This is a genomic window from Nostoc sp., from assembly GCF_036917675.1.
Lineage (GTDB): Bacteria > Cyanobacteriota > Cyanobacteriia > Cyanobacteriales > Nostocaceae > Nostoc.
Window position 1 is genome coordinate 27518 of record NZ_JBALCT010000021.1, and the last position, 26733, is coordinate 54250.

Below are 26733 nucleotides of genomic sequence, written 5' to 3' on the forward strand. Positions count from 1 at the left end.
TTTGACATTATGCAAAGGAGCATTTACCTTGAGTTATAAAAAACTACGTAACTTCGTATTTACTCTGCACCGCTACATTGGTTTAGCGGTGGGACTGATTGCAATTATTGTCGGCTTGACTGGTAGTTTATTGGTCTTCCACTCAGAAATTGACAACTTTGATCAGCACTTCCAATCTGGCATCATTACACCTCAAGGGAAACAACTACCAGTTGAGGTTGTGTTGAACAATGTAAAAAAGATATATGCTGATCAACTAGGTGTAAAATTCCAGAGGTTTTACCTACCCACAAAGCCTAATGAGTCGATGACTGTCATCCTGAAAACAAAGGAAATTGACTGGCTCAAAATCTACGTTAACCCATATACAGGAGCAATTCTCAACTCGAAGCCAAGCTTAATCCAAAAGATGTTTCTGGACGTTATCTATCCACTGCACTATGCCCTTTTAGGGGGTGACATTGGACTTAAGTTTGTTGGCGTTATTGGGTTATTGCTCACCATCTTGAACATTACAGGTATTCTCCTCTGGCCGGGTTGGCGCAGGTTAATTTCCGGCTTCAAAATTAAGTGGAATGCCCATCCCAAGCGAGTTAACTTTGATATTCACAAAGTTGCTGGCTTTATTACAGTAGTATTTCTGATATTTACATTTTTTACGGGGTTTTGCTGGAATTTCTCTGAGTTTGTTAACCCCATAATCTATGCTATTACCTTCAGCAAGCCGCAACCTAATCTGGTATCTGTTCCCATTGCGGAAAAGTCTCCACTAGGACTTACAGAACAATTAAAAACCGCTCAAGCTGCTTTACCAGATGCATCGCTGTCGAGAATTTACTTTCCAGATAAACCAGAAGAAATCTTAGCGTTTAGCTTTAAGTTAAAGGAAAACGATAGCGATGTTTCTCTTGACCAATATAGCGGTAAGGTTCTACAAGTGAGTAGTTCTTTAAAGATGTCATTAGGCGATCGCATCCTCAATTACTTTAGTCCCCTGCACTACGGTACTTTTGGTGGCTTACCCACCCGCATTCTCTACGTATTCGTCGGATTGTCACCCTTGATTTTATTTATCACTGGCTTTGTCATGTACCGACATCGCTACCAGGAAAAATCTGTCCGCCACAATCAGGTAATAGAACTATCAAAGAACCGTCAAACTTAATTGACCGGAAAAGCACCACTTCCCACCCTGGAGGCTGGGAAGTAGGCAACACAAGATTTTGGGCTGATCTTAGTGCTATTCATATCAGATTTAAAAAACTTTATTTTTAATTTAGAAACGCAACAATTATTAATATTTATTAGCTAAAATTGTAATAAGAAATAATACTTAGTTAAGAACAGGAGGGGTGAGCCATGCAAAGCACCCAGTTCGATCGGATTTTGCGACGAATAGCGACGATATTATCAGTCGTGATTTTGACTCTGTGCTTAATTTATATATCTACCGGAGTAATGCTTTCTTTTTACTATGAACCGACAGCAGGCGGAGCTTATAACTCCTTAAAGATGATTAATACACAACTGCCATACGGGTGGTTGTTTCGGAGAGCGCATGATATTGCTGGTAATGCGGTAATTGCGATCGCCCTAATTCAAATTGTGGTGATGTTTTTAGGTAGGCAATTTCGCAAGAGTTGGCTAGCTGCTTGGATTAGCGGGATTTTGTTGACCCTAAGTGCGATCGGGCTGGATTGGAGTGCGATGATTTTAGATTGGACTCAGGAGGGATACTGGCGTTTTAACATTGAGTTGGGAACAATCGAAGCCATTCCTTTCGTTGGTGGACAACTGCGCGAAATCTTAACTGGAGGTGGAGCGATTAACACAGTTACTGTCGAACACCTTTACACAATACACAGTTATCTGATTTCGATGGCGACGCTAATTCTTGCCATAGTAAATTTATCAGCTTTAGTGTGGCAGGAATGGCAAATGTATCAAGGTGAGTGCGAAGTTAGGAGTTAGGAGTCATTCAATTTTGGATTTTAGATTTTTCCTTCAATCCAAAATCCAAAATTCAAAATCTAAAATTGAGCCAGGGATAAGTCTTCAACTTCTGGTAACTTTTCTAAAGAGAGGGGAGTGGATTGGGTAGCACCAGATAAGCGTTTTAAAAGGCTAGGTCTGGGGTCATGCAACAGGTAAATAATGCGATCGCCAACTTCCCAATCTTGATTAGCTGGCATTACCTGTAAGCGTTCTTCTCGTTCTACCAATAGCGGTATCAACACCCCAGCCCGAATCATTTCTTGGATGCGATCGCATTGAGTGGAAAATTCCGACTCATTCAGCGTGGTTGTCCCTAGCTTGACTCGCCCATCATTCAGATATTCATTCCAAGTTTTAATCGCTAAGTCTGGGATAAAAGCTTGATTAACTTTATTACTAACCGAAGTACTCGCTTGCGGATCACGGGGGAAAACAGCTAAGACACGCGGCGGATTAAATTCCTCAGCTGCCCTTTGAGCCAAAACAAAATTCACTTCGCCATTATTTGTCATCGCCAAAAAAGTACCCATAGAGGCAAGTCCTGCCTCTTCCAAAACAGCAGCATCCAGCGCACTGCTGGCAATAACCCGGAGATTTTGCGCCTCAGCTTGCACAAGACATTGGGGGTCAGTATCAATCATGACCACGTTTTCTTCACGTTCTTGAAAGAACCGGGCAATCAAAAGACTCAAGGGACTACAACCCACAATCACTGCCCCAGTTACATCTTTGGAGGTGATTTGTAGCCATTTAGCAACCCAGCCAGCTGTTAGCCCTTGACAGACAACAGTCATGATAATTGTCAGGAATACTAGAGCTTTGATAGAATCACCGCCGTTAATGCCGCGCTGTGTCAGCGAAATCGCAAAAAAAGAAGCTACGGAGGCGGCAACAATTCCTCTAGGTGCAACCCAGCTTAAAAATAGTTTCTGTCGCCAGTTTAGGTCACTGTTCCAGGTACACAACAGGATATTAATCGGGCGAACGACAAACATTAGTACCAAAACGGTGAATAAACTACCCCAACCCAAAGCAAACACACTAGCAATGGATAGGTCAGCAGCTAATAAGATGAATAGCACCGAGACGCTGAGAATTGTTAGCTGACCCTTAAAGCTGCGTAATAAACGTTCTTCTGGGACTGAGGAGTTAGCAAAAACTGCCCCTGCAACTACTGTTGTCATTACTCCCGATTCACTGCGGATGATTTGCGATAAAGTAAATAGGCTCCAAAGTATTGCCAACACCACTAAGTTTTTTAGCTCAAATGACAGAAAACTGGCGCGTTTGAAAATCAAACTCATCAGATAACCGCCAGCACCACCAATTGCTCCACCAACACCCAGGCGCATCAGTAAACCGACGATCGCATTGATCGGGTCAGCATCGCCGTTCAAAATGGTATCCAGGACAACGAAGGCGAGGATCGCCCCTACAGGGTCAATTAAAACCCCTTCTCCTTCCAAAAGTGTTGCCACTTGTCGATCTACATTGATTTGTTTGAGCAAAGGGCCAACGACAGTTGGGCCTGTCACCACAACTATGGAAGCATAGAGAAAAGCTATTTTCCAGGGAAATTCACCCAGCCAGTGGGCTGCCATACTCCCACCAAGCAATGTGATCAGCGTTCCGAGAGTGACAAGCAATTGTAGGCTGACTGAAACTCTGCCTAACTCTCGCAGATCCAAGTTAAGTCCGCCTTCAAACAAAATTATTGCCGTTGCTAGGGCGACAATAACTTCCAGTCCACTGCCTAGCAAATGCGGATGCAACAGTCCTAAGCCATCAGAGCCAAAGACGATGCCCAACAACAATAACAAGACGATGCTGGGTATCCGAAGGTATGCAGCCAGCACCTGAGCGCTAATGCCTGCAAAGACAGCGATCGCCATCTGTAGGGTGATTTCAAAAGATGCTTCCATGTTGGAGATTTTGAGCGATTTATTTCAAAATCTTTTGTACAAAACCGTAGATATTAACTCTACAGGGTACAACATCATACCCTTTCTCCCTTGCTGAATTCAGGGCTTTTTCTATCTGAGCGTCTCTCGAAGTTCCCAGCGCCGGACGTTGACGCACCCTGCGGCTTTCCCCAGAAGCGTCTACAGAATTCTTTTTGTGTTTCCATATTTTTGTATCTTCTTCAAGCTTTTGCCTCCACCCAGTTTAGCTGCCACAAACTTTTTTTGGCAAAAGCTGTTGACAAGAGCAAGAAAATTCGTTACCTTATAAAAGGTCTGAGTCCGATGCCCCCATCGTCTAGAGGCCTAGGACACCTCCCTTTCACGGAGGTAACGGGGATTCGAATTCCCCTGGGGGTACTTAAAAACAATAAAAAGCTTTTGCTTTTTTACTCGGAATCTAGGAAGCAAAATGATCATTCAAGATTCTTCCTGAATGATCGTCTAACTAGATATGAGGTTCTTTGCTGGTTAACTCTTCTACACGTTGGTGAATAGCCAAGAGATTTAATCGCAAATCTTTACTCAGGCTATTTTCAATGATTCCCACTGGCATAGTGCGTTTAGGCCAAACTTGAATTGTATAGCACAGATTTGTTCCTATATACTCACCGAGGGAATAAGGCTCTAAGCACCAGCTACCAGAAAAGCCCTTAAAATCTCCCTCTACCATGCGGAAATTAATTTCTTTAGGGAAGTATTCTTCCAAATCCAGAACCACCCGCGCCGAAAAGTTGAAATTTAGTAAGCGCTGGGAGCCTACTTGCTCAAGTCGAATACCACCATTAGGATGCTCGATTAGGCGACTCTTGGCAAGGTTGGGGAGAAAGTCAGTCAAGGCTTCATAATCTGTCAGAACCTTCCAGACTTGTTCCACTGGGTGGGGAATTTGGACTTTAGCACTAATTTGTCGCTGTCGCTCTGCAATTTTCTCAATTTGAATTTCTACCTTAGCCGACAAAGCAAATGCATGAGTAGGTAAATCCTCCTCTTGCTTGGTGTGATCAGTGAGAGACTGGAAATCAGGGTTCTCTGTTATGTTTTGTTTTTTAGTCACTTTCAGAATTATGGTTTGCTTTCGTCAGAAAACTGAGGCAGAGTCAGGGTGAAGCAAATTTCGCTCTGTTCAGAATCCGAGATTTGAAGACTTTCAACAGCGATCGCTCCATTCAGATGCTGCACTAAAGACTTGACTAGAGCAAGTCCCAAGCCAGTTCCGGCAGTCCAGCGTCCTTTTCCGCGACGAAACTTGTCAAAGATATAGGTGGCTTCTTCTTCGGATATGGCACGTCCTGTATTCGTCACCTTTATGATAACTTGATCAATTTGTTGATCAACTCGGTGAGCAGCTTGTAAATGGACAATGCTATCACGCTCTGAGTATTTACAGGCATTTGTTAACAACTCTTGGAGAATGCGGTCAAAACTCTCTAGTTCAGTTTGCAGTTTTAGCGACTCTTGGGGCAAATCTATAGAAATACTTAGTCCCTTGTCTGCGAGTTTTTTTTCAAAAGATGCTGCTATATCCTGGATTCTAGTATTTAAATCTATCGGTTCTAATTGTGGAGCTTCGTGAGGCGACTCTAGTTTCTGGAGTGTCAACAAGTCATTAATCAAGTTGATTTCCTTTGTACATTCCTCCTCTAGAATATCCATATATCTAACTTGACGTTCTGGTGCTATTCCTGGCAAACGTAAGTTCCGAATTGACATCAGCATATTTGTCAGGGGATAACGCAAGCGATCGCTCATGTTGCTCAAAAATTCATCTTTGAGTTCGTTAAGTTTCCGCAGCTGCTCAACATACTGCCGTGTTCTTTCATGCAATTTTCCCTGGAGTTCCAGACTACTCTTGAGTTTCGCTGTCCGATCATCTACCAAAGTTTGCACTTGGCGCAATGTCTGTGACTGAATTATGGCGTTACTCACTTGAGCAGAAACCATTTCTACAAGATTTAATTCTGCTGGTTGCCAACTGCGAATCATAGATTGCTGTAGCACCAAGAATCCTAAGATTTTACCCTGAGTCTCTAATGGCACTAATAGTACCGCAGGCAATTCCTCTACTGCAAATAATTGAGCAGCTGGCGAGGTATCGTTTTGGTCTGTATAGTCATCAAAGATTACTGGTTTTCCAGAATCGATGAAGGCACGCTGGCATAAACCACAGTCTGAAACCAAGAAGGACTGATTTAAGGTATTTGGTTTACTAGTGCTGAAGCATTGCATTTCCCTAGCCCATTCACCGATCACGGTAGCTTTCGCTTTCGGAATTTGTTTTTTAGCTTGAGTTCTAAATAGGGGATCTGTATATTTTAGTAGTATAAGTAAACCCCGATCTGCCTGTAGAGATTCGGCAGTCAAGTCAATAACTAACTGGAGCATTTGATTAAGCTCCAAGTTGCTGCGATTTAATATAGTTAATTGCTTGATCAAACTTTGATGCTGCTTACTCTTTTCCAAGTACTGCTCTTGATCAGCAATTAGTTGAGCTTGTGCCACCCCCGAAAAAGCGATCGCGCAAGCACACTGCACTTCTTTGAGCAATTGTTTTTCTGATTCACTCCAATCATAAGGTTGAAATTTAATCAGACCAATCACCCCATTATTATTGCCACCAAATCGGGTAGTAATTGCCAAAACTGCTTTTATCGGTAGTGGCAAATATTGACAACCAATTACCAGACTGTTGTGAATCAGGGAAATATCTTCAATAGTCAATGGTTGGGCAGCACATTGCAGCACTGGCGAGTGCATAAGCAACTGTTCCATTGAAAACATCTTTTCTGGGTGTGGCAACCCTAAATACTCATCAGCACACCAATTAGTACTAATTGGTTCGTCGGATGTCTCACCCGTTACTGAAACCAAGCAGCAACAATCTGCTTGAAAGACAACTCCTAGCAAATGGGCAATATCTTGCAGTACCAATGCCGTCGCCGAGCTATTGGCAATAATTTGGTTAATCTTTTGTACCAACTGGTGGGCAGATTCTTCCTGATGCAGCATCAGCTCCCCTTGGTAAGGTTTTAGTCGATCTATCTCATCGACGTAATTTTGCGGCGACGATAAAGGCTTTTTCATTCTTGGTACGCCCTTGGATAATAACACCATTGTTTTTCTAGCCAACTTCTTGGCATATTCTTCACCGTTACTTGTGTTGCTACACCCTGATCATTGACATATCTCGTATAGATACTTTGTCTCATCTGTTATAGCCCTTTTCTGTCTCAGATCGTCAAGTTCCGACTTGAACAACTAAATTGCTACATCGGTATATAAGGAACAGAATACTCAAGATATCCTATAACTGCTTCAGTTAGCTTATTTTTGACTGCTCTCTGTTGTAATAATGTATTAACTTTATCCGATCTTTAAGTATACATAAACCGTAATAGCTCTTAAATTCCAGCAAAACTACCTTTAATTTCACGTAAAATTACTTAAGTTACTTTTATTTATTTAATAAACTTTTATGACATTTTTTGTTAATCCGAGTAGGTTCAACAAGCTAGTCTTTGATCTCCGTAACTCTCAGTAAGATATTAATAAAACTAAATTTTGAATGCAGCCCAATTATTTTTACTTTACTGAGTGCTGAGTGATGCAAAAGTACCCAGGACTGATGTACTTGGATTTTAGCCCCGCCCTTTGTGGAGCCACTGCGGTCTTTTTGATTTACACCCAGGAGCAAGTGGCGTGGCGATCTTTTAACTCAGCACTCTTGATTAATAACCGGGCTGCATTGCCTGAATATTAAGACTATCCAGCCAAACTCTCGACACTCAGAGGAACCATATCGCCATTCCTCGTTAGTCCTAACAACATCGGTTGTTGGGGTTGAATTAGTTGACCTGTGAGTACACAGCGTTCTTCTTGTTGAGCTGTGGCAGCTATGCTAGCTCGAATGTCGGATCGCGAAAATCGAGGCTTCCACTCACCTGATTTTTGCTGGACATAATTCCAAAGGATATCTCGGATCAGAGCTTGATATCCCTGATTCCCAGCTATTTCTTTGAGCTTATCTTTGAGTTCCCGCTCTAGGCGGATGCTGGTAACTTCCATATCGGTGGTTGGGGTGCGAGCGATCGTATGCATCACTATTTCTCCTTAAAGGTATAGACAGGACAGTAATACAAGTGTAGTATGTTTAAAGGAATGTTCAATAGGTGAAATTTTCTGTGAAATCCATTTACCCCATCTCTACTTCTTTGTACGCTACCAATTGCCGAGCCGGTTGGGAATCAGCTGCTACGGGAGTGGAGTATTTATTTATGGGCGATGGTAGCCGAAATCATCGGCAAATCACAGAGGGTAATTATGATTTTAGATGTCTCAGCATTAGTGCGCTGATTGCAAAACCACAACTAAAAGAAGAAAGCGGGGGGTACAGGCAAAGAAATACTGTACCAATATGAGACCAGAAAATTTTCCGGTCAATCCTAACCCCCGCTTCACCCAAACGAAGTGGGGGTTTTTTTATAAGGAGTTAAGCTGTGACGATATCTTCCATGCGCGGCGCGATCGCAATGCAAGTGTTAGAGCAATCTGTGGTGGTGTTTTCGCAAAATTACTTACCACTATGTCGGATCAATATCAAGCGGGCGATTGTGCTGTTAGTAACCAACAAAGCGCAACCGCTAAATTTTACCACAGAAGCCGGATGGCGAGTTCACTCACCCAGTTTGGTAATTGATGTGCCAAAACACATTCGCTTGACAATTACTTCCAATGAGCGGATGTGGAAAGTTCCGCCAGTGAATCGGCGGGAAGTGTTGCGACGAGACTATCACAGTTGCCAATATTGCGGTAGCGGCAAACATCTAACACTAGATCATGTCATGCCGCGATCAAAAGGCGGCTCTCACACTTGGGATAACGTAGTCGCAGCTTGTGAAAGATGTAACTCCCGTAAAGGCAATCGCACTTTGTTTGAGGCTGGTATGCAACTGCGTACCAAACCAAAAGCACCAATGCACCCCGCGATTTCTTTTGCCGAACAGTTTTGGATAGACATGCAAGCAAACCTGGAATAACAGGAGAGCATAAGGAATGCTGAAATTAACTTACACTGAAAGTAGCTTTGATTTAGAATGTGTCACTGTGTCGCTTGAAGAATGGGTAGCGCAGCGAGTGATTTTAGCCCTGCGAGTTGGGCAAGGTTTATGCATTGAACCTAGTACCGCGTCCTTTTTGCTTCCTGTTGATTTGCCAGGAGTAGAAGTACTTAGGGCTGAGGTAAAAAGAGATGACAGAGAAATCATTGCCCTCTGTGCCTGTGATGCTGAATATATGGAAGTCACCCTGCGGGGTTCTTGGCTATCAGATAGTTATAAGGGTGCTGTAGGCGTGTTTGTCACCACTATGAGCGATCGCGCTGAGTTCTTTTTGCACAAACTTTGGCAGGAAGCTCAAGAGAGCAGTGCTTCTGTCATGAGCGAATAAACAAAGGGTGAGTAGAATTTCTCACCCTTTATTGTCCCATTTTGAGCAATTCGGGAATTGTCACAAATCGGTAGCCTTGCTCTTTGAGTCCGCTGATGATTTGTGGCAATGCTTGTATAGTTCTTTGGCGATCGCCACCACCATCATGCATTAAAACAATAGAACCAGGTTTCGCGCCTTTCAGGACATTATTTACAAATGCCTGCGGTTTGGCGTGAGGATCAGTATCAGCGGAGGTTACTGACCACATAATTACAGCGTCCTTCTGGCTTTTGGCGTAAGCAGCTAGTCCGTTGTTTAAAAAGCCTCCAGGAGGACGAAACAGAGCAGTTTTGACTCCTGTAGTTTTGTATATCAGGTCAGATGTGCGATCAATTTCACTCTTGGCTGTGGCTTCATCCATTCGCCGATACCAATGATGCCAAGTATGGTTGCCAATGGCGTGTCCCTCGGCTACCTCTTGCTTGGCTAGGTCAGGATTTGCTTGCAAGGCTTGTCCTACCCAAAAGAATGTCACCTTAACATCATTTTGCTTCAGGATATCCAGCATTTCTAGGGTTGTCTTTGGCCAGGGTCCATCATCAATGCCTAGAGCAATAACCTTCTCGTTGTTCCTGGGATGCACCTGATAAACTGTTTTTCCCTGAAATTTAGCTGGGACTGTAAAGGTAAGGTTTTCTACTTTGGCTGATGGCAGTAGTTGGGCATTAATTTGGCCCTTTGCTGGATCTTGAACTTGTGCAGTATGGATTTTGCTTAAAGGCTTGTTCAACCCCAATTGTGGGGAAGTGCCTGGAGCAATACTACAAGCTGTAATCGTAGAGGCGATCGCAACAACACTAATTATCTTTTGTCGCTTCAGGTAGTTGTCTGTCACGTCAGGCTTTTAAATACTCACCCAATCATAACTGTAGTTTGACTTTTCAGAGGGGTTAGCAAGTTCAAATCTAAGTGCAGCAGCTTTTTTAGACAATTTCAAAAAAACTTTCTGAAACCCCTTGACACATCTTGTAGTATTTTGTAGTATAAATGTAGTGAGGCGAAAGACAAAGCTTCTCAAGAGTCAAAATCATGTTCTACATACAACTAAAAGACAGGTATTGGAATAAACCAGAGTCCCCAGTCAACAAAGCTGCTTCTACTTGCAAACCATCTAAGTTTGCACTCAGCAAAACCACAGAATACATCCGTAATACACAATAGGCTTGCTACCTAGAGTTTCGGTTGTTTTTCTAATAGTTTCTAACAGTAAAAAGTAAATTTTCTGAACCTTGAAAACTGAATAAGAAATGGGCAAGTTCACCAAAAATCTGTACCTAAAAAGCTAAAAATTTAGGCACAGATTCCAAAAAATCGGGGTGTAGCTCAAGTGGCTAGAGCGTTCCGTTGTCTGCGGAAATGTTGCGGGTACCCTGCTGGAAGCCGCTTTACGTCTACAAATCCCGTCACCCTGGTTATAGTCCCGTAGGCGAATAGTTTAAGCCGTCAGTTTCTCAAGCTGAAAATTGCGAGTGCGAATCTCGTCGGGACTCCCAAATGGTCAGGTAGCCAAGTTGGTAAGGCGTTGGTCTGCAAAACCGATTAGCGCGGGTTCAAATCCCGCCCTGACCTTTGGTGCGATCGCAGTGTAGCTTAATTAGCAAAGCCCCAGGTTCATACCCTGGTATATGCGGGTGCAAATCCCGCCACTGCCACCAAATGCAGGGATGGTGTAATGGCAACACCTCGTGACTCCAAATCCGATGTTCTAGGTTCAAATCCTAGTCCCTGTGTCAGACAATTTTGGATTTTAAATTTTTTAATCCAAAATCTAAAATTTCAAATCTAAAATTCAGTCAATTATGCCCTCGTGGACGAATGGTTAAGTCAGTGTTCTTTCAAAGCACAGATGCGAGTTCAATTCTCGTCGAGGGAATGATTACGGGTCGGTGGCCGAGTCTGGCTGAAGGCGACAGTCTGTAAAACTGTTCTTTTTTGCACGCAGGTTCAAATCCTGCTCGACCCACTATGGAGAGGTGGCTGAGTGGCTGAAAGCGGCAGATTGCTAATCTGTTGTACGGGTTCCGTACCGAGGGTTCAAATCCCTCTTTCTCCGCCTTGAGAGCGTGGTGTAACTGGATAACATCTCAGTCTACGAAACTGAAGACTTGAGGGTTCGATTCCCTCCGCTCTCGTCATCATCTCTTCTCTTATCCCCCGGTAGCTCAGTTGGTAGTAGCGCCTGTCTGAAGAACAGGAGGTCGTCGGTTCGATTCCGACCTGGGGGGCTTCGTTGCCTCATAGCTCAATGGTAGAGCAAGCGGCTGTTAACCGCGCGGTTGTAGGTTCGAGTCCTACTGAGGCAGCCATTCAGTGCCGGGTAGACGAATTGGTAAGTCGCATCGCTCTGAACGATGAGGTTGCAGGTTCAAACCCTGCCCTGGCAATAAAGCCCTGTGGTGTAATTGGCAACATAGCGCCCTTTGAAGGCGAAGATTCCAGGTTCGAGTCCTGGTGGGGCTGCCAAACTCTGCTCTTGTAGCCCAATGGCTAGAGCGCCTGCCTTGCAAGCAGGAGGTTATGGGTTCAATTCCCATTGATTCCACTGATGGTGTCTGAAGCCAAAGTGGTCGAGGCGCTGGTTTGTGGAACCAGTCATAGCGGGTTCAAGTCCCGTCAGGCACCCCTCAATGGAAGATGCTGCTGAATGGACGGCAACCAAGCTTGAACCTTGGAGTACAGGCAACTGTAGGGGTTCGATTCCTCCATCTTCCTCTTTTCCACCTGAAGCCGAAAAGTGAGGCGCTGTGCTGATAACACAGAAATAGGAGGGGCAGTACCTCCCAGGTGGATTTATATCTGGTCTGTCAAACCCCTTTTGACGGTTGGAGAGACGCGATAAATCGCCGTCTCTACAGAAAATTTATTCGTCAATTATTTCTTGACAGACTACTAGTGTTGGTGTTACCAGGCTTGCGATGTAAAAAATATACGATCGCAGCGCTCATTTCTTAAATTAACTAGTACAGCACGGCGTAAATAAACCATCCATTCCAAATCAACAAAACGCTTACGCTCTATTAATTTTTAATTTTTAATTCCGCCTTGCGGTACTAGGGTGGTTGGCATACCGGCTGTGCAGCGGGCTTTTAACCCGCAGAAATAGGTTCGACCCCTATACCACCCATTATTAATAGGAACTAGCGATCGCTAATTGAGCATGTTGCAATAATATATCTTTATCCAGAGTTTGTACGGGATATTGCGGTGTTACTGCCAGTAGTTTCTCAATTCTGTCTCTGGCTGCCTCCACTACTGATTCATCTAAGCTACCCTTGCTGAGGGAATCGACGAAATCTTCAGCAATCTGATAAGTTCTTTCAATAGATGATGAATTGATATTGCGAGAGACAATAAACAAGTCGCAGCCTGCATGAAATGACTGCGCCACAGTACCAGCTTTCATAAACATATCTGAGATTGCTTTCATATCCAAGTCGTCAGATACAACTACTCCCTCAAAGCCAAGTTCCTCTCTAAGTATAGTTTTAAGAATAGCCTGGGAAAGGGTTGCTGGCATATCAGCATCTATCCTGGGAAATAAAATATGGGCAGTCATGATTAAAGGAATCTGTACTTCGATTAGGGCTTTGAAAGGTATGAGTTCTCGAAGTCGCAGGTCTTCTAAAGTTAGATTGAGTATTGGTAACTCAATGTGAGAGTCTTTGCTGGTGTCTCCATGTCCAGGGAAGTGTTTGGCGCATCCCAAAATTCCTGACTCTTGAAGTCCAAGGTAGTAGTCACGGGCATATTGTGCGGCGATTTCGGGAGTATTACCAAAGGCGCGAAGCCCAATGACAGGGTTATGGGGATGGGAAAAAATATCTGCTACAGGTGCCCAGGATAAATTTATTCCCAGTGATTTTAGTTCTAATGCCGTAGCTTTTGCTACTTCGCGGGCGTGCGATCGCAGCAATAATGCATGAGGAAATCGCGTAATCGGCATTGGTGTACGAATTACACGACCTCCCTCATGATCGAGGGTGATAAACATCGAATCACGTTCAGTATATTCGCGTATTTGGCTGTTCAAATCCTTAAAGCTTTCCAGCCAAACCTGATACGGGGTGCCATCCAAAAAGTTCTTAGCAAAAAAGATCACCCCAATCGGTCTCAATTCACTGAGTGCGCGTTTATCATCATCGTTTAATGTAGTGCCGGAAATACCTAGAATCAGGTGATGTCCAAAGCGTTTTAGCTCCTGCGATACTGACATAATCCTTTACCTATAGTTGTCGTTATATTATCAGTAGTCGCGCCAATAATGCTGAAGAATTTGCTAATTGTGTTCGCAATCATTGGGCAATTGAGAATTCATTACATTGGATACTGGATGTAGCTTTAAAAGAAGACGACTGTCGAATTAGGAAAAATAATGTGTTTGCCGAACGAAATTAACGTGGATATCAACTAGCAGGCTTTATCAATGCTCCAGACATTTCCTCAGAGCAAATACACGGATTCCCAAAGAAATCAACTACTTTAAGACAAGAGTTTCAGGACTTACGCAAAAAAGTTCTGAAGTAGCGGTAATTCATGAATTACCGCTACGACAAATCAGGTTTTTGAGATAATTTTGCGTAAGTCCTAAGTTTGTAACTACCTATTCTCGGTCAAAGGAATGACTTTTGTTTTTTGACATCCAATGGTGTAAATCTAGATGAAATCCACGCCGCAAACCCATTGGTGACAATGATATTGGCAAGTTATTTTGGTAGATGTGTGTCAGGTAAAATTTTCTTTGGCAAAAGTTTTTTGGGGAAGCGATCGCCCAATAGCTGCCAAATGTAACAGATTGCAACGTATAATGAGAACGACAAAACCATTAAGAAATATTGAAGGGCATTAGGGTTAAATGCGAGTAGCGATCGCGGGTGCTGGTCTAGCAGGACTTTCCTGCGCGAAATATCTCACGGACGCAGGTCACACTCCCATTGTCTTGGAAAGCCGGGACGTACTGGGTGGTCTGGTTGCGGCGTGGAAAGACTCTGACGGCGACTGGTACGAAACCGGGTTACACGCCTTCTTTGGGGCATATCCTAATATGCTGCAATTGCTGAAGGAGTTGGGCATTGAAGACAGACTCCAGTGGAAAGAGCATACGCTGATTTTCAATCAACCAGACAAGCCTGGGACACTCTCACGTTTTGATGTTCCAGATATTCCCTCTCCTTTCAACGTGATTGCGTCGATTCTTCGCAACAAAGACATGTTGACTTGGGAGCAGAAGATTCGATTTGCAGTTGGCCTACTTCCCGCAGTGGTTCGGGGTCAAAAGTATGTTGAAGACATGGATAGGTACAGCTTCTTAGAGTGGTTGAAAAGGCAAGGTGTTGACGAGCGGGTAACTAGTGACGTTTTTATCGCCGCCTGTAAAGCGCTCACCTTTATCAATCCTGATGAAGTTTCAGCAACGATCCTATTAACTGCACTGAATCGTTTTCTGCAAGAACGATATGGTTCCAAGATTGCATTTTTAGATGGTTCTCCCACAGAACGGCTATGCAGCCCGATTGTAGATTACATCACAGAGCGCGGTGGACAAGTGCGGTTGAATGCTCCCTTGAAAGAGATTTTGCTCAATGCCGATGGCACGGTGAAAGCATACTTGATTCGAGGGTTAAATGGGGCAGAAGATGAAGTTTTCACGGCTGATGTGTATGTATCTGCCATGTCGGTTGACCCAATGAAAGTCATGTTGCCTAAACCTTGGAAGCAAATGGAGTTTTTCAAGAAGCTAGAAGGTTTGGAAGGGGTACCAGTGATTAACCTGCATCTGTGGTTTGACCGGAAACTCACAGAAATTGATCACTTGCTATTTTCGCGATCGCCCCTCCTAAGCGTTTATGCTGATATGAGCAATACCTGCCGTGAATACGCCAACCCCAATCGCTCAATGCTGGAATTAGTTCTAGCTCCGGCAAAAGATTGGATTGCCAAATCTGATGAGGAGATTGTGGCTGCAACGATTGCTGAGTTGGAAAAACTTTTCCCCGACCACTTTGGGGGAGACAATCCAGCAACATTGCTGAAATCTCATGTGGTGAAAACGCCGCGTTCAGTTTACAAAGCGACCCCTGGTCGTCAACAGTACCGTCCCGCACAAGTTACGCCCATTGCCAACTTCTATCTCGCCGGAAGTTATACCATGCAACGCTACTTAGGCAGTATGGAAGGTGCCGTACTTTCTGGTAAGCTGACAGCGCAGGCCATTTCTGAGGCTCTCCCGGTAGCAAATTCCTCAAACCTGCAAACGCTCACCCGACCGCCCGCAACGAATGCTGCAACTGCCTGATTCCCCCCCGCGCATGAAAACGCTGGTCTCTGTAGACGAGTCATACAAACTTTGTCGGCATCTCACAGCAAAGTATGCCAAGACTTTTTACCTGGGTACTTTGCTGATGAGTCCGGTAAAACGTCAATCTATTTGGTCAATTTACGCTTGGTGTCGCCGTACAGATGAATTGGTGGATGGACCCGCATCTGCTATTACCACGCCAGAAACCCTAGACCTATGGGAACAGCAGCTGGAATCGATTTTTGCGGGACGCCCATTAGAAAATTACGATGTAGCTTTAGCTGATACCCTCCAGCGCTTTCCGATGGACATTCAGCCCTTTCGGGATATGATTGCCGGTCAGCGCATGGACTTATATCGCAGTCGTTATGAAACCTTTGAGGAGTTATACCTCTACTGTTACCGCGTTGCTGGCACTGTTGGCTTAATGTCAACAGCAGTTATGGGTGTGGATAACACCATATACACAGCACCGTGGCACCAGAACAAACAACCATATCTTCCCACAGAAGAAGCGATCGCTCTGGGAATTGCCAATCAACTCACCAACATCCTGCGGGATGTGGGAGAAGATGCCAAACGAGGGCGAATTTACATTCCTCTTGAGGACTTGGCAAAATTCAACTACACCGAGCAAGACTTCTTCAAAGGTGTGGTAGATGATCGTTGGCGGGCGCTGATGCGTTTTCAAATTGAACGCGCCCGCCAATTTTATACCACGTCCGACCAGGGAATTACTTATTTAGCACCGGACGCCCGTTGGCCTGTGTGGGCAGCATCAATGCTCTACGGTCAGATTTTAGAGGTGATTGAACGCAATGGTTACGATGTATTTAGTCAGCGAGCTTATGTTCCCCAGTGGAAAAAGTTACGCACTTTGCCCGTAGCTTGGATGCGATCGCAAGTCCTTTAAAAAATTAGTCATTTGTCCCTAGTCCTTAGTTTTTTATGAATAATCAAAGACTAATGATCAATGACAAATGACTATTGACTCTTAAGAGCAAGTCTGATAACATTGATATTCGTGAGTCATGGAGAGGTGGCTGAGTGGTCGAAAGCGGCAGATTGCTAATCTGTTGTACGGCAGGCAACTCCGTACCGAGGGTTCGAATCCCTCCCTCTCCGTTTTTCAGCCTTTAATACACGGAGTATATTCTGTGTAGAAAGGTAAATATTAATGTAGGGGTAAATACTTCTACTCCCGAAGATGGATGATATGATTTATCCTTTGGAGTCCTGATAAGATCCAGCTAACTTACAAATTTAGTTTGGATCTTACTTTTAGGCTGCTAAATATCTGAGGAGTGAAAGTGATTTATGAGAAAAATTAGCGCCGCCTTAACCTTAAGTATCGCTACCCTAGCAACTGGGTTTTTAGTTGGGGCTTGTGGTGATAATAGTACCCCCAATGGCACAGCTAACAACGGAAGTACCGCTACCCCAGCAGCAAATTCAACTACTACAAGCACTGCTCAAGGACTAAAAATTGGTTCACTGCTACCTTCAACAGGTGACTTGGCTTCTGTAGGACAGCAGATGCTAGGTTCTGTGCCTTTACTCGTCGATACCGTCAACGCTTGCGGTGGGGTGAATGGCGAACCTGTTACTTTGGTGCAAGTAGACGATCAAACCGACCCCAGATCTGGTGCTGCCGGTATGACGAAACTGGCAACTTTAGATAAAGTGGCGGGTGTAGTTGGCTCCTTTGCCAGTAGCGTTTCTAGTGCAGCAGTCTCCATTGCCACGCCGAATAAAGTCATGCTGATTTCCCCTGGTAGTACCAGCCCCGTATTTACAGAAAAGGCGCAAAAAGGCGACTTTAAAGGCTTTTGGGCGCGTACTGCTCCCCCCGACACCTACCAAGCACTAGCTTTAGCCCAACTTGCTAATAAAAAAGGCTTCAAGCGAGTTTCTACAGTCGTGATTAATAACGACTATGGCGTGGGCTTTGAAAAAGCATTTGTGCAAACTTTTGAAAAATTGGGTGGAACCATAGTTAATAAAGATAAGCCTGTCCGCTACGACCCAAAAGCCCAGACATTTGATACAGAAGCGGCAGCTGCTTTTGCTGGTAAGCCAGATGCAGTCTTGGCTGTACTTTACGCTGAAACTGGCAGTTTGTTTTTGAAAGCTGCGTATCAGCAAGGTGTGGCGAAGGGAGTACAAATATTGCTTACAGATGGGGTGAAATCACCTACTTTTCCCGAACAAGTTGGCAAAGGCAGTGATGGTAAATATATTTTAACTGGAGCCATCGGTACAGTACCGGGTTCCAATGGCAAAGCACTCTTAGCTTTCAACAAGCTGTGGAAGGATAAAAAGGGTAGTGAGCCAGGGGAATACGCTCCTCAAGCTTGGGATGCGGCTGCCTTATTGACGTTGGCAGCACAAGCTGCTAAGGAAAATACAGGCGTTGGTATAGCCAGCAAAATCCGTGAAGTTGCTGATGGGCCTGGCACGGAAGTGACCGATGTCTGCGAGGGACTGAAGTTACTTAAAGATGGTAAGAAGATTAACTACCAAGGAGCCAGTGGTAACGTAGATGTTGATGCTAACGGCGATGTCGTTGGTGTTTACGATGTTTGGACAGTAGGAGACGATGGCAAAATTAAGGTAATTGACAAAGTTACCCCTAAGTAAAAAGTTAGGAGTTATCAGTTAAAAGTTATGAGTGAAATATTACTAACAGACGCAATTAATCGCGTCTCTACTCCTAACTCCTGTACAGACGCGATTAAATCGCGTCTGTTAACTCCTAACTCTTAAAGCCCACTAAAGTTGTAACCAACTCCTAACAACAAGCCCACATCAGTTTGATCGAAAAATCCGGCATTTATAGCAGCCGTTGCCGTGAATTGAGGAGTTAGAGGCACATCAATGCCACCAGATACCAAAAAGGCAAATTGCGAATCATCACCAGTTTTGTAAGCTCCACCCACTCCAATATAAGGTGCGATCGCTAAGGGTTCGCTAAAAGCATCTGCTGACTTAAAGGTAAAATCGTAGGTGATCGGAAGTAGAATTGTGGTGTTGTGCCCAAATACGGCTGAGGGTCGCACCGATATAGAATTTGTCAGTCCGATTTTGCTGACTACCGCGAAGTTACCATCGCCCAAAGACGAGCTACCATCACCACTTAAACCAATGTTAGCAGCGATGCCAATATAACTGCTGCCACCACGAGTAGTTCTACCTAAATCAATATCCGATTGCGCTACTTTGGTAGGAGATGGTTGAGAAGTAGTTTGAGAAGTCGGTTGTATAAACTCAGAAGTGAGCATCGCAGATGAGGTTGCCACTGTGCCTGGAACAGGTGTAGGCGTTACACTGGCCTTTTCCTGTATTGCAGCATTCTGGAACTGCTGTTCTTTAGTTAAACTTGTTACCGTAAATGTTTCAGTTGTTTCTGTAAAAAGATTTTGGCTTGCAGTGTCTAGTTCTGTACTAAACTCTTTGGGAGACGCTACGGTTGCGGAAAGTCCGGTTGATGGGTGACTGCTCACCTTGTCTACTGTCTGGGCACTTGCAGATAAGCTGCTACTCAAAACTGCAAGAGTAGCCATGCTTGGCAACCAAAAAACACCTTTACGAAGAAATATAGTATTCACATTCACTCCTAAAACAATATTGCCAGGAAAAATAAAGGGTTTGTTGAGTTAATTCAACAAATTCGGGCAATACTCAAAATTTAACACCAAAAATCGGTTTTTAGATCCTGATTTTGCTGGATTTATCTAGTTAACGCCGTGTGCAACTTTTACTCAAACCTAACCCCCAGCCCCCTTTCCTACAAGGGAAGCTACCGTATACACACAAGTCGGAAAACCTCAACTATATTGGCTTGAATCTGGTAGTCCTAACGTACCGAAAATCTGGGATGGTCTGGTACCCTCAGCAATAACATACCCTTGCATTCTATAGCGGTTCTCACTTGAGTGAGGTACTCAAGTTCCCCACCCCGAACCCCCTAAGAGCAAGCGAAGAGGGGGCTATGATTAGGAAACGCTATAGAATAACTACCCGTGCTTTGAAGGGTTGCTACAGGCAGCGACGACTACAGAAAGTGGGTTTCTCGTAGGGTATCGTTCGTCTATTTAGGCCATGCTGTACTAATAATTGCGCTTTGTAACAATAAAAGTTGATTGTGAAGTCATATTACGAAGCTTGCAAAAATATTTAGAAATTGTCTACAAGGCAAACATGGTTCTAACGTAGAACCTATTAGGAGAGACTTGAGGCAAATGTGATGAGCGGAAATAATATTCAAAAGTATCGGTTTGTCTGTACCCTGACTTTCGGTGATATCTACGGTCAAATAATTGTTTGGTTGATTACAATTACCCTAAGTTTGGCATCAGCCTTGGCGCTGATGGGTGCCAAGCGACCTGTGTACGCTCTAGCAACAGCAGGTCTGGTCGTTCTGCTTTCGCTACCTTTCTTGTTGTTTGCGTTTGTCACTACCTTATTAAATCATATTGAAGTCATGCCTGTAGGGCCTGGAACCAAAATGGAACCCATACCAGGTAATGTGTCTCAGCAACAACCTGTACAAGCAACTAGCTAAAGAGTTAGGAGAGACGCGATTAATCGCGTCTGTCCAGGAGTTATGAGAGACGCGATTAATCGCGTCTGTACAGGAGTTAGGAGTAGAGACGCGATTAATCGCGTCTGTGTTATGAGTGACTCAATCTGTCCCATAACTCTTGATTTTTAACTTTTAACTCCTAATTTCAAAATTTGTAATAATATCCCTGTCTATAGGCAGGGAATTTTTTTGTAGAGATGCCACGGCAACGATCGCAACCCAGTGCCTGATTAATCACAATCACGTCTCTACAATAGAACAGCAGTGGTTTGCAGTCGGGGGCTAATATATGCTGGAACACGATGTGATTATTGTCGGGGGTGGATTGGCAGGATGTCGCGCTGCTGTGGAAATTGCCAGGATTGACCCCAGTTTAAATATTGCTGTGGTTGCCAAAACCCACCCAATTCGTTCCCACTCGGTAGCGGCTCAAGGTGGTATGGCTGCATCGCTGAAAAATGTTGATTCCGAAGATAGTTGGGAAGCACATGCTTTTGATACTGTCAAGGGTTCTGATTACTTGGCAGACCAAGACGCTGTGGCAATTCTCGTCCAGGAAGCGCCAGATGTGGTAATTGACTTGGAACACATGGGCGTTTTGTTCTCTCGCTTACCCGATGGGCGCATTGCTCAACGAGCTTTTGGTGGACATTCCCACAATCGCACTTGCTACGCGGCTGATAAGACGGGGCACGCGATTTTGCACGAATTGGTGAACAACTTGCGGCGTTATGGGGTGCAAGTTTATGAAGAATGGTACGTGATGCGTCTCATTTTAGAAGAGAATGAGGCTAAGGGTGTGGTCATGTTCCATCTTTTGGATGGACATATAAAGGTGGTGCGGGCTAAGGCGGTGATGTTCGCCACAGGGGGCTATGGTCGCGTTTATAATACTACCTCTAATGATTACGCTTCTTCGGGTGATGGTTTGGCAATGACTGCGATCGCCGGTTTGCCCCTCGAAGATATGGAGTTTGTCCAATTTCATCCCACTGGCTTATATCCGGTAGGGGTGTTGATTTCGGAAGCGGTACGGGGAGAAGGGGCGTATCTAATTAATAGTGAAGGCGATCGCTTTATGGTCAACTATGCACCCAGTCGCATGGAACTAGCTCCTCGTGATATTACCTCACGAGCGATCGCTTACGAAATTCGCGCCCGTCGTGGTATTCATCTCGATGGAAGTGCTGGTGGTCCCTTTGTCTATCTGGATTTACGCCACATGGGCAAAGAAAAAATTATGAGTCGCGTTCCCTTCTGTTGGGAAGAAGCACACCGCTTGGTAGGTGTTGACGCGGTAACTCAACCTATGCCAGTCCGTCCGACAATTCACTATTGTATGGGTGGTATCCCAGTTAACACTGATGGGCAAGTCCGCAGTAGTGGTGATGGTTTAGTTGATGCTTTCTTTGCGGCGGGCGAAACAGCTTGTGTTTCCGTACACGGGGCGAATCGTTTGGGGAGTAATTCACTGCTAGAGTGTGTAGTTTATGGTAAACGGACTGGGGCTGCGATCGCGCAATTTGTCCAAAAACGGAAGTTGCCCTCTGTAGATGAGCAACGCTATCTAACAGAAGCCCAGCAACAAATTCAAGCTTTGCTAGAACAACCAGGGCACTATCGCATTAACCAAGTCCGTCAAGCCTTCCAGGATTGTATGACGGAGTACTGTGGCGTTTTCCGCACTCAGGCATTAATGACTGAAGGTTTGCAGAAACTAGAACAAATACAACAGCAATATCCTCAAATTTATTTAGATGACAAAGGTAGTTGCTGGAATACGGAACTTGTAGAAGCCTTAGAATTGAGAAGTTTGATGGTAGTGGGACAAACTATTTTGGCATCAGCCCTGAATCGCCAGGAAAGTCGTGGCGCTCATTTCCGCGAAGATTATTCCCAGCGAGATGATCGCAACTTTCTCAAACACACAATGGCTTACTATTCACCAGCCGGAATTGACATTCAATATCGGCCGGTGGCGATTACCATGTTTGAGCCAAAAGAGCGGAAGTATTAGCCAAAGGTAAATTTATCTGAGAAATCGAGGGGACTACAAAAATTTTGTCCACCTCGATTAAGAATATGAATTGAAGAAGAATGCAGAATGCAGAATTCAGAATCAATACTTCGGCAGAGCTACGTAACCATCAATCGGGGATTGGAACCCGCGACTGAATTGTTGCACCACAAAACAAGAAAATTTGGTGAGGGTGCAAAAACGCCGATTATTCATCCGCTTTTTCATTCAGAATACCCAACTGAATTCTGACTCCTGACTCCTGAATTCTGTTCGATTATTCAGTTATCAATTAGAACTTAATTGTTTCTGAATCACAGCTATTATCTTTTCTTCCCAAGCCGGATCATTTAATTTTATTGCAGCATCACGATGACGAGATTTTCGTCTATCCATGTAAGCATAAAAGGCTTCCTTATCATCCTTGTGGGTGAGAAGGTAACTCTTTAGCCCTTGGTCGCTCATTGCTGCATAGTTTACCTTATTCATGGTTCTATACTACCATCTGGTGTAATTTCTAGCTCTATTCCTTCATTTTGCCCAGCTAATATAAATATATTGAGCGATCGTTCATCTAATCGCACGATGTGAATTGGCTGAAACATCACATTTGTAAATTGATAGCAAAATCTATATAAGCATTGTAGCTGTTCTACTGTTGGTTATAGCTCGTCATCTACTAGTTTTTTTTATCATAAATATTTATAAATAGGAATGTAACACGTATAATATAAAAATATCTAGTAATTTTTTCACAGTTGTGACTCTCACATGCTACTTAGACTCCCAAATTAACAGACCTTTCTCACCGGGATGTGCTGCTCCTTCTTTGTCGCGCCACTCGAAGTGTATTTCAATTGGCATTTTCAAATTCTTCATTAAGTGCAAAGTGTTACGCCAAGCAAGATTTGAATCTACACCTTGTATTGAAATGTTTACCTCTGGCAAGTAATGAAAACCAGAGTTAATTTTTTCACCCTTAACAACATGAGCAAGGGTTAGCTTCATGAGTTTGTCTACAGAAACTCCCTGTCGAATAGCAAGTTCGTGTGCTGCATCGAGGATTTTGTTCCAGTTCGGTTGATGAATTTCCTCACCACCCATAATGGCTCGAAGCACTCTGGTATGCTGCAAATTGCTTACCCCAGGTTCAATAACTCTATCGTTTTCAGTTTCAGAAATTTGCTGAGACTGGTGATGTGCCTCATATTCATTCAGTAACTTCTCAATAACAGTGATAGGTGTATCCTCAAAAGGTACGGCGATCGCTTGGAGCCTCTTGTAAATAGGATCGGGTATTCTGATAACTGGCATCGGATATATTATATTATGTTCTATTTACATTAAAATCGTAACAGACATACATTAAAATGGCAGCAGCCACATCATGCCAACACAGAAGCAATCGGATACAGCGATATTCCTTTGTCAGTTACTTTCTAATCTGTATCAGTCCATCCAGGTTTTCCGCTACGACCAAAAGTTGAAAACGCTTTATATTCAAGCTGGTTTGAACGATGAGATTGCAGTCATAATTGATCAATATGGGAATTGGAAATTTGTTGTATGATGCAGAACCTAAACCAGATGACCAATATTGAACTTAAACGATATCTTTCAGAACATAGAAATGAGGAAGAAGCGTTTCGGGCTGCATTGCAAGTTTTGATGAATCGTTGTGACTCCGCTACACAACACCCTTATCCTTTCGATCTTGACAATCCTGAGAGCGAGGTAGAAGCTCTTTTAAAAGAGAAACTCAATCGAACTGAATGATTGCCTATCGTCTATAGCTACTTAATCTGCTCACCACGACTCAGGACTCTTTATGTTAGCAGGCACAATTTTGCAGGATGGAAAATATACCCTAATTCAAGAAATAGGGCGGGGTGGTTTTGGCATTACGTTTAAAGCTACCCATCGCTACTTGGATCAGGAGGTGGTGATGAAAACCATCAATGAACGGCTGCGAGAACATCCTGATTTTGCCAAATTCGAGCGTCAATTCCAAGATGAAGCCAGACGATTAGCTACGTGCATCCACCCAAATATAGTCAGAGTCAGTGACTTTTTTGTTGAAGCTGGACTGCCTTACATGGTGATGGAATATATTCCTGGCGAAACCTTGGGAGATGCATTTGTATTACCAGGAATACCAATGCCAGAAGCGACAGCAATTCATTACATCCGGCAAATTGGGGCAGCCTTGCAGGTAGTACACAACAACGGTTTGTTACACCGGGATGTGAAACCAGATAATATTATCCAACGCCTGGGAACGCAGGAAGTAGTACTGATTGATTTTGGCATTGCCAGGGAATTTAATGGCGGTGTCAGGCAGACTCATACGGGTTTGGTTTCTGAGGGTTATGCTCCAATTGAGCAGTATCTGACGCAAGCGCCGCGCACACCGGCCACGGATGTTTATGGTTTAGCAGCAACCTTGTATGCAGTGTTGACAGGCCAAGTTCCGATGCCAGCATTATTGCGCGATCGCCAGCAAATGCCTTCCCCCCGCGAACTGCAACCACACTTGAGTGCTGCTGTCAACCAAGCGGTAATGCGCGGTATGGCGGTGGAATCTCGTTTTCGGCCAGCCACAGTTGCTGAGTGGTTACAACTGCTACCTGAAAATGGGGCGAATGTGACACCGCAAGCCACTTACGCAGTGCCAACTGTCAATTTATCTGCCCAGCAAGCAGCAAATTTAATTGGGAAAACTGCCCAAAATCGGATTCATAGACCATCTGCGTTGGTACAGCCCCCCGCAGGTATCGTTAAGAAAACTGTACTGGCTAAAAAACTGGGGTCATCTAAGGTATTTATTGGTATGGGTATAGCCTTATTTGCTGCTACAGCAGGTTTTGGGATTACGAGCATATTACCCAAATCTCAGCCGCAGCCAACCGCAAAGCCGCTTTTTGAACAGCCAACTCAACAATCACCCGCGAAAGTACCTAACTTTGATCGGACATCTTCACCTCCGGGTGAAGAGACTAACACTACTTCCAGAACTGAATCAGCACCTGTCTTTAATTCTAAGCAGCGTCGGCGCAATCGTCGTTCTTCCCAAGAAGAATCTTCCAGCAGCAACCCTACACCAGAATCACAACGCGGCGATTCCCAACAATCCACACCTTCACCTAGCGTTTCACCCACACCCTCGCTAGTGGAGAAACTACGGGCAATTCGGTCATCTCGTAAAGCCTCCCCCGCACCATTGCCACAAAAGAACTTACCCGCTTCTAGTCAAGATTCTACTTCCCCCAAAGCTGTGAATCCGTCAAATCCTGTGGTCATCCCAGCAGCGCCACCAAGGGAATCCAAACAGTCAGATCCTTCTGCTGTAGTAGTACCAACACTGGAAAAACAAAATTCATCTACTAATAGTCAACCCCAAAATGATCAGCAATCCGAGGACAATAATTAGTCAATTTTAGATTTTGAATTTGGGATAAAGTACAGAGTGTCACAACTTACTTTCAAGTAAATAGAAAAGGAATGGGTATATGGGCAAAGGGAGGTTAGAAGCATTCAGCGATGGGGTGATTGCCATCATCATCACCATTATGGTGCTGGAAATCAAAGTGCCGCATGGATTCGATTTAGCGGCGCTGCGTCCACTGATTCCGGTATTTCTGAGTTATGTGCTGAGTTTTATTTATATTGGCATCTACTGGAATAATCACCATCACCTACTACAAGCAGTCAGACAGGTTAATGGGCGTATACTTTGGGCTAATCTGCATTTGCTGTTTTGGTTATCGCTAATCCCCTTTGTCACCGGCTGGATGGGAGAGAATCATTTTGCCGCAATGCCAGTTGCCCTTTATGGTACGGTGTTGTTGTTTGCGGCGATCGCTTACTTTATCCTTACCCGCGCCCTGATTTCTCACCAGGGTAGGGATTCGACATTAGCGATCGCAGTTGGTGAAGACTTCAAAGGAAAAGTATCGGTGGTGTTCTATGCTGTAGCAATTCCACTTGCCTTTGTGAACTCATGGTTTGCCTGTGCATTTTACATTTTAGTTGCGATTATATGGCTTATCCCTGACCGTCGTATTGAGAAGACTCTTAGTGAATTTTAGATTTGAAATTTGGGATTTGGGATTGAAAGATTCAAAATTCACTCGCCAATCTTTTTGAACGGAGAGGGGGGGATTCGAACCCCCGTTGAGTTTCCCCAAAACGCATTTCGAGTGCGTCACCATCAACCACTCGGACACCTCTCCAGGTATATCATTCAGACATTTGAGTATCTATTCTACATTCAAATGGCATCAAGTAAAGGAAATTTTAGCATATTTCTCGGTACTACTATAACATTATCGCTTTATCTGCGTAACGGAATGCTTCGGGAAGAACTACTTTGCAAAGCAAACGTTGGGAATAA

Annotated in this window: 25 protein-coding genes, 19 tRNA genes and 2 pseudogenes; 35 read left to right on the forward strand and 11 right to left on the reverse strand. The window is 44.1% G+C overall.

All coding sequences use genetic code 11. From position 1 onward, the window contains the following. Positions 1–28 precede the first annotated feature (28 nt). Both V7K31_RS08030 and V7K31_RS08035 read left to right on the forward strand, forming a co-directional pair. Positions 29–1165, forward strand: coding sequence for a PepSY-associated TM helix domain-containing protein (locus V7K31_RS08030; protein ID WP_335093678.1), 1137 nt, complete (start codon positions 29–31; stop codon positions 1163–1165). Positions 1166–1359: 194 nt separating this feature from the next. Further along, positions 1360–1971 (forward strand): cytochrome b N-terminal domain-containing protein, encoded by a 612-nt coding sequence (locus V7K31_RS08035; RefSeq protein WP_335093680.1) that lies wholly within the window; start codon positions 1360–1362, stop codon positions 1969–1971. Between the two features lie 59 nt (positions 1972–2030). Here the strand turns inward: V7K31_RS08035 and V7K31_RS08040 are convergent, their stop codons facing one another. Then, positions 2031–3917, reverse strand: a complete 1887-nt coding sequence (locus tag V7K31_RS08040; protein WP_335093682.1) for a cation:proton antiporter — start codon at positions 3915–3917, stop codon at positions 2031–2033. Positions 3918–4243: 326 nt separating this feature from the next. On the opposite strand from V7K31_RS08040, the gene V7K31_RS08045 reads away from it, so the two are divergent. After that, positions 4244–4316: transfer RNA gene (locus V7K31_RS08045), tRNA-Glu, on the forward strand. 88 nt (positions 4317–4404) lie between these two features. Here the strand turns inward: V7K31_RS08045 and V7K31_RS08050 are convergent. Next, a complete protein-coding gene (locus V7K31_RS08050; RefSeq protein ID WP_335093684.1) occupies positions 4405–5013 on the reverse strand; it encodes an SRPBCC family protein in 609 nt (202 codons plus the stop codon). Between the two features lie 8 nt (positions 5014–5021). Next, positions 5022–7040: a GAF domain-containing sensor histidine kinase gene (locus V7K31_RS08055; protein ID WP_442941238.1), complete on the reverse strand. Its 2019-nt coding sequence runs from the start codon at positions 7038–7040 to the stop codon at positions 5022–5024. 520 nt (positions 7041–7560) lie between these two features. Between V7K31_RS08055 and V7K31_RS08060 the strand changes: the two genes are divergently transcribed. Further along, positions 7561–7716 (forward strand): hypothetical protein, encoded by a 156-nt coding sequence (locus tag V7K31_RS08060; RefSeq protein WP_335093685.1) that lies wholly within the window; start codon positions 7561–7563, stop codon positions 7714–7716. A gap of 2 nt (positions 7717–7718) precedes the next feature. Here V7K31_RS08060 and V7K31_RS08065 read toward each other — a convergent pair whose 3' ends face one another. Next, complete coding sequence (locus tag V7K31_RS08065; protein WP_096535028.1) at positions 7719–8054, reverse strand: hypothetical protein; 336 nt, start codon at positions 8052–8054, stop codon at positions 7719–7721. Between the two features lie 71 nt (positions 8055–8125). On the opposite strand from V7K31_RS08065, the gene V7K31_RS08070 reads away from it, so the two are divergent. The 3 genes from V7K31_RS08070 to V7K31_RS08080 all read left to right on the forward strand — a co-directional run bounded on the left by V7K31_RS08070 (position 8126) and on the right by V7K31_RS08080 (position 9401). Continuing rightward, the gene (locus tag V7K31_RS08070; RefSeq protein ID WP_335093687.1) at positions 8126–8374 is read left to right on the forward strand and encodes a hypothetical protein; all 249 of its coding nucleotides are present in this window, start codon (positions 8126–8128) and stop codon (positions 8372–8374) included. Between the two features lie 111 nt (positions 8375–8485). Further along, positions 8486–8992 carry an HNH endonuclease gene (locus tag V7K31_RS08075; RefSeq protein ID WP_442941241.1) on the forward strand — a complete coding sequence of 169 codons (507 nt, stop codon included), beginning with the start codon at positions 8486–8488 and terminating at the stop codon, positions 8990–8992. 16 nt (positions 8993–9008) lie between these two features. After that, positions 9009–9401 (forward strand): alr0857 family protein, encoded by a 393-nt coding sequence (locus tag V7K31_RS08080; RefSeq protein WP_335093689.1) that lies wholly within the window; start codon positions 9009–9011, stop codon positions 9399–9401. A 28-nt stretch (positions 9402–9429) separates the two neighbouring features. Here V7K31_RS08080 and V7K31_RS08085 read toward each other — a convergent pair whose 3' ends face one another. Continuing rightward, on the reverse strand, positions 9430–10278 hold the full coding sequence (locus tag V7K31_RS08085; RefSeq protein WP_335093691.1) for a polysaccharide deacetylase family protein: 849 nt from the start codon (positions 10276–10278) through the stop codon (positions 9430–9432). A 477-nt stretch (positions 10279–10755) separates the two neighbouring features. Between V7K31_RS08085 and V7K31_RS08090 the strand changes: the two genes are divergently transcribed. The 16 genes from V7K31_RS08090 (at position 10756) to V7K31_RS08165 (ending at position 12567) form a co-directional block, all read left to right on the forward strand. After that, a tRNA-Asp gene (locus tag V7K31_RS08090) sits at positions 10756–10855 on the forward strand. Positions 10856–10859: 4 nt separating this feature from the next. Beyond that, positions 10860–10936, forward strand: a tRNA-Glu gene (locus V7K31_RS08095). Between the two features lie 3 nt (positions 10937–10939). Continuing rightward, a tRNA-Cys gene (locus V7K31_RS08100) sits at positions 10940–11012 on the forward strand. 10 nt (positions 11013–11022) lie between these two features. Beyond that, positions 11023–11098, forward strand: a tRNA-Met gene (locus tag V7K31_RS08105). 3 nt (positions 11099–11101) lie between these two features. Then, positions 11102–11173: transfer RNA gene (locus tag V7K31_RS08110), tRNA-Trp, on the forward strand. 72 nt (positions 11174–11245) lie between these two features. Continuing rightward, positions 11246–11316 (forward strand) — tRNA-Glu (locus V7K31_RS08115). Positions 11317–11323: 7 nt separating this feature from the next. Further along, positions 11324–11406 (forward strand) — tRNA-Tyr (locus V7K31_RS08120). A gap of 4 nt (positions 11407–11410) precedes the next feature. Further along, positions 11411–11496 (forward strand) — tRNA-Ser (locus tag V7K31_RS08125). Between the two features lie 4 nt (positions 11497–11500). Next, positions 11501–11575: transfer RNA gene (locus V7K31_RS08130), tRNA-Arg, on the forward strand. A 19-nt stretch (positions 11576–11594) separates the two neighbouring features. Beyond that, positions 11595–11668: transfer RNA gene (locus tag V7K31_RS08135), tRNA-Phe, on the forward strand. A gap of 6 nt (positions 11669–11674) precedes the next feature. Then, positions 11675–11749: transfer RNA gene (locus tag V7K31_RS08140), tRNA-Asn, on the forward strand. Positions 11750–11754: 5 nt separating this feature from the next. Further along, positions 11755–11827 (forward strand) — tRNA-Gln (locus V7K31_RS08145). A gap of 3 nt (positions 11828–11830) precedes the next feature. Then, a tRNA-Gln gene (locus V7K31_RS08150) sits at positions 11831–11906 on the forward strand. A gap of 85 nt (positions 11907–11991) precedes the next feature. After that, positions 11992–12065, forward strand: a tRNA-His gene (locus V7K31_RS08155). Between the two features lie 7 nt (positions 12066–12072). Next, positions 12073–12155 (forward strand) — tRNA-Ser (locus tag V7K31_RS08160). Between the two features lie 341 nt (positions 12156–12496). Then, positions 12497–12567 (forward strand) — tRNA-Lys (locus tag V7K31_RS08165). 3 nt (positions 12568–12570) lie between these two features. Here the strand turns inward: V7K31_RS08165 and nagZ are convergent. Next, positions 12571–13656 carry a beta-N-acetylhexosaminidase gene (gene nagZ, locus V7K31_RS08170; RefSeq protein WP_335093692.1) on the reverse strand — a complete coding sequence of 362 codons (1086 nt, stop codon included), beginning with the start codon at positions 13654–13656 and terminating at the stop codon, positions 12571–12573. A gap of 23 nt (positions 13657–13679) precedes the next feature. Between nagZ and V7K31_RS08175 the strand changes: the two are divergent. The 6 genes and pseudogenes from V7K31_RS08175 to V7K31_RS08200 form a co-directional block, all read left to right on the forward strand. Further along, positions 13680–13817 (forward strand): annotated as a pseudogene (locus tag V7K31_RS08175) (transposase); the annotation flags it as partial. Between the two features lie 258 nt (positions 13818–14075). Next, the gene (locus tag V7K31_RS08180; protein WP_335093694.1) at positions 14076–14231 is read left to right on the forward strand and encodes a hypothetical protein; all 156 of its coding nucleotides are present in this window, start codon (positions 14076–14078) and stop codon (positions 14229–14231) included. A 64-nt stretch (positions 14232–14295) separates the two neighbouring features. Then, positions 14296–15735, forward strand: a complete 1440-nt coding sequence (gene pds / locus V7K31_RS08185; RefSeq protein WP_335093696.1) for a 15-cis-phytoene desaturase — start codon at positions 14296–14298, stop codon at positions 15733–15735. Continuing rightward, positions 15719–16651 carry a 15-cis-phytoene synthase CrtB gene (gene crtB, locus V7K31_RS08190; protein WP_335093698.1) on the forward strand — a complete coding sequence of 311 codons (933 nt, stop codon included), beginning with the start codon at positions 15719–15721 and terminating at the stop codon, positions 16649–16651. Before pds ends, crtB begins: the two co-directional genes overlap by 17 nt. A 120-nt stretch (positions 16652–16771) precedes the next feature. Next, positions 16772–16863, forward strand: a tRNA-Ser gene (locus V7K31_RS08195). Between the two features lie 192 nt (positions 16864–17055). Beyond that, on the forward strand, positions 17056–18378 hold the full coding sequence (locus V7K31_RS08200; protein WP_335093700.1) for an ABC transporter substrate-binding protein: 1323 nt from the start codon (positions 17056–17058) through the stop codon (positions 18376–18378). Between the two features lie 122 nt (positions 18379–18500). Here V7K31_RS08200 and V7K31_RS08205 read toward each other — a convergent pair whose 3' ends face one another. Next, positions 18501–19301 carry a hypothetical protein gene (locus V7K31_RS08205; RefSeq protein ID WP_335093702.1) on the reverse strand — a complete coding sequence of 267 codons (801 nt, stop codon included), beginning with the start codon at positions 19299–19301 and terminating at the stop codon, positions 18501–18503. A 683-nt stretch (positions 19302–19984) separates the two neighbouring features. Here V7K31_RS08205 and V7K31_RS08210 point away from each other — a divergent pair. After that, positions 19985–20302, forward strand: a complete 318-nt coding sequence (locus V7K31_RS08210; RefSeq protein WP_334827145.1) for a hypothetical protein — start codon at positions 19985–19987, stop codon at positions 20300–20302. Between the two features lie 310 nt (positions 20303–20612). Next, positions 20613–22340 (forward strand): succinate dehydrogenase/fumarate reductase flavoprotein subunit, encoded by a 1728-nt coding sequence (locus tag V7K31_RS08215; protein ID WP_335093703.1) that lies wholly within the window; start codon positions 20613–20615, stop codon positions 22338–22340. 288 nt (positions 22341–22628) lie between these two features. On the opposite strand, the gene V7K31_RS08220 is transcribed toward V7K31_RS08215, so the two are convergent. The 3 genes and pseudogenes from V7K31_RS08220 to V7K31_RS08225 all read right to left on the reverse strand — a co-directional run bounded on the left by V7K31_RS08220 (position 22629) and on the right by V7K31_RS08225 (position 23654). Beyond that, positions 22629–22829 (reverse strand): DUF6887 family protein, encoded by a 201-nt coding sequence (locus tag V7K31_RS08220; protein ID WP_335093704.1) that lies wholly within the window; start codon positions 22827–22829, stop codon positions 22629–22631. After that, a pseudogene (locus tag V7K31_RS31830) lies at positions 22826–22990 on the reverse strand (DUF6888 family protein); the annotation flags it as partial. The gene V7K31_RS08220 and the pseudogene V7K31_RS31830, both read right to left, overlap by 4 nt. A gap of 124 nt (positions 22991–23114) precedes the next feature. Further along, complete coding sequence (locus tag V7K31_RS08225; protein WP_335093705.1) at positions 23115–23654, reverse strand: T4SS efffector SepA family protein; 540 nt, start codon at positions 23652–23654, stop codon at positions 23115–23117. 73 nt (positions 23655–23727) lie between these two features. Between V7K31_RS08225 and V7K31_RS08230 the strand changes: the two genes are divergently transcribed. The 4 genes from V7K31_RS08230 (at position 23728) to V7K31_RS08245 (ending at position 26428) form a co-directional block, all read left to right on the forward strand. Further along, positions 23728–23910: a DUF6888 family protein gene (locus tag V7K31_RS08230; RefSeq protein ID WP_323200024.1), complete on the forward strand. Its 183-nt coding sequence runs from the start codon at positions 23728–23730 to the stop codon at positions 23908–23910. Then, positions 23907–24116 (forward strand): DUF6887 family protein, encoded by a 210-nt coding sequence (locus tag V7K31_RS08235; protein ID WP_292801083.1) that lies wholly within the window; start codon positions 23907–23909, stop codon positions 24114–24116. Before V7K31_RS08230 ends, V7K31_RS08235 begins: the two co-directional genes overlap by 4 nt. Positions 24117–24168: 52 nt before the next feature. Next, positions 24169–25770, forward strand: a complete 1602-nt coding sequence (locus V7K31_RS08240) for a serine/threonine-protein kinase (protein ID WP_335093707.1) — start codon at positions 24169–24171, stop codon at positions 25768–25770. A 79-nt stretch (positions 25771–25849) separates the two neighbouring features. Then, positions 25850–26428 carry a TMEM175 family protein gene (locus tag V7K31_RS08245; RefSeq protein WP_335093709.1) on the forward strand — a complete coding sequence of 193 codons (579 nt, stop codon included), beginning with the start codon at positions 25850–25852 and terminating at the stop codon, positions 26426–26428. 59 nt (positions 26429–26487) lie between these two features. Here V7K31_RS08245 and V7K31_RS08250 read toward each other — a convergent pair. Next, positions 26488–26572 (reverse strand) — tRNA-Ser (locus V7K31_RS08250). Positions 26573–26733 lie beyond the last annotated feature (161 nt).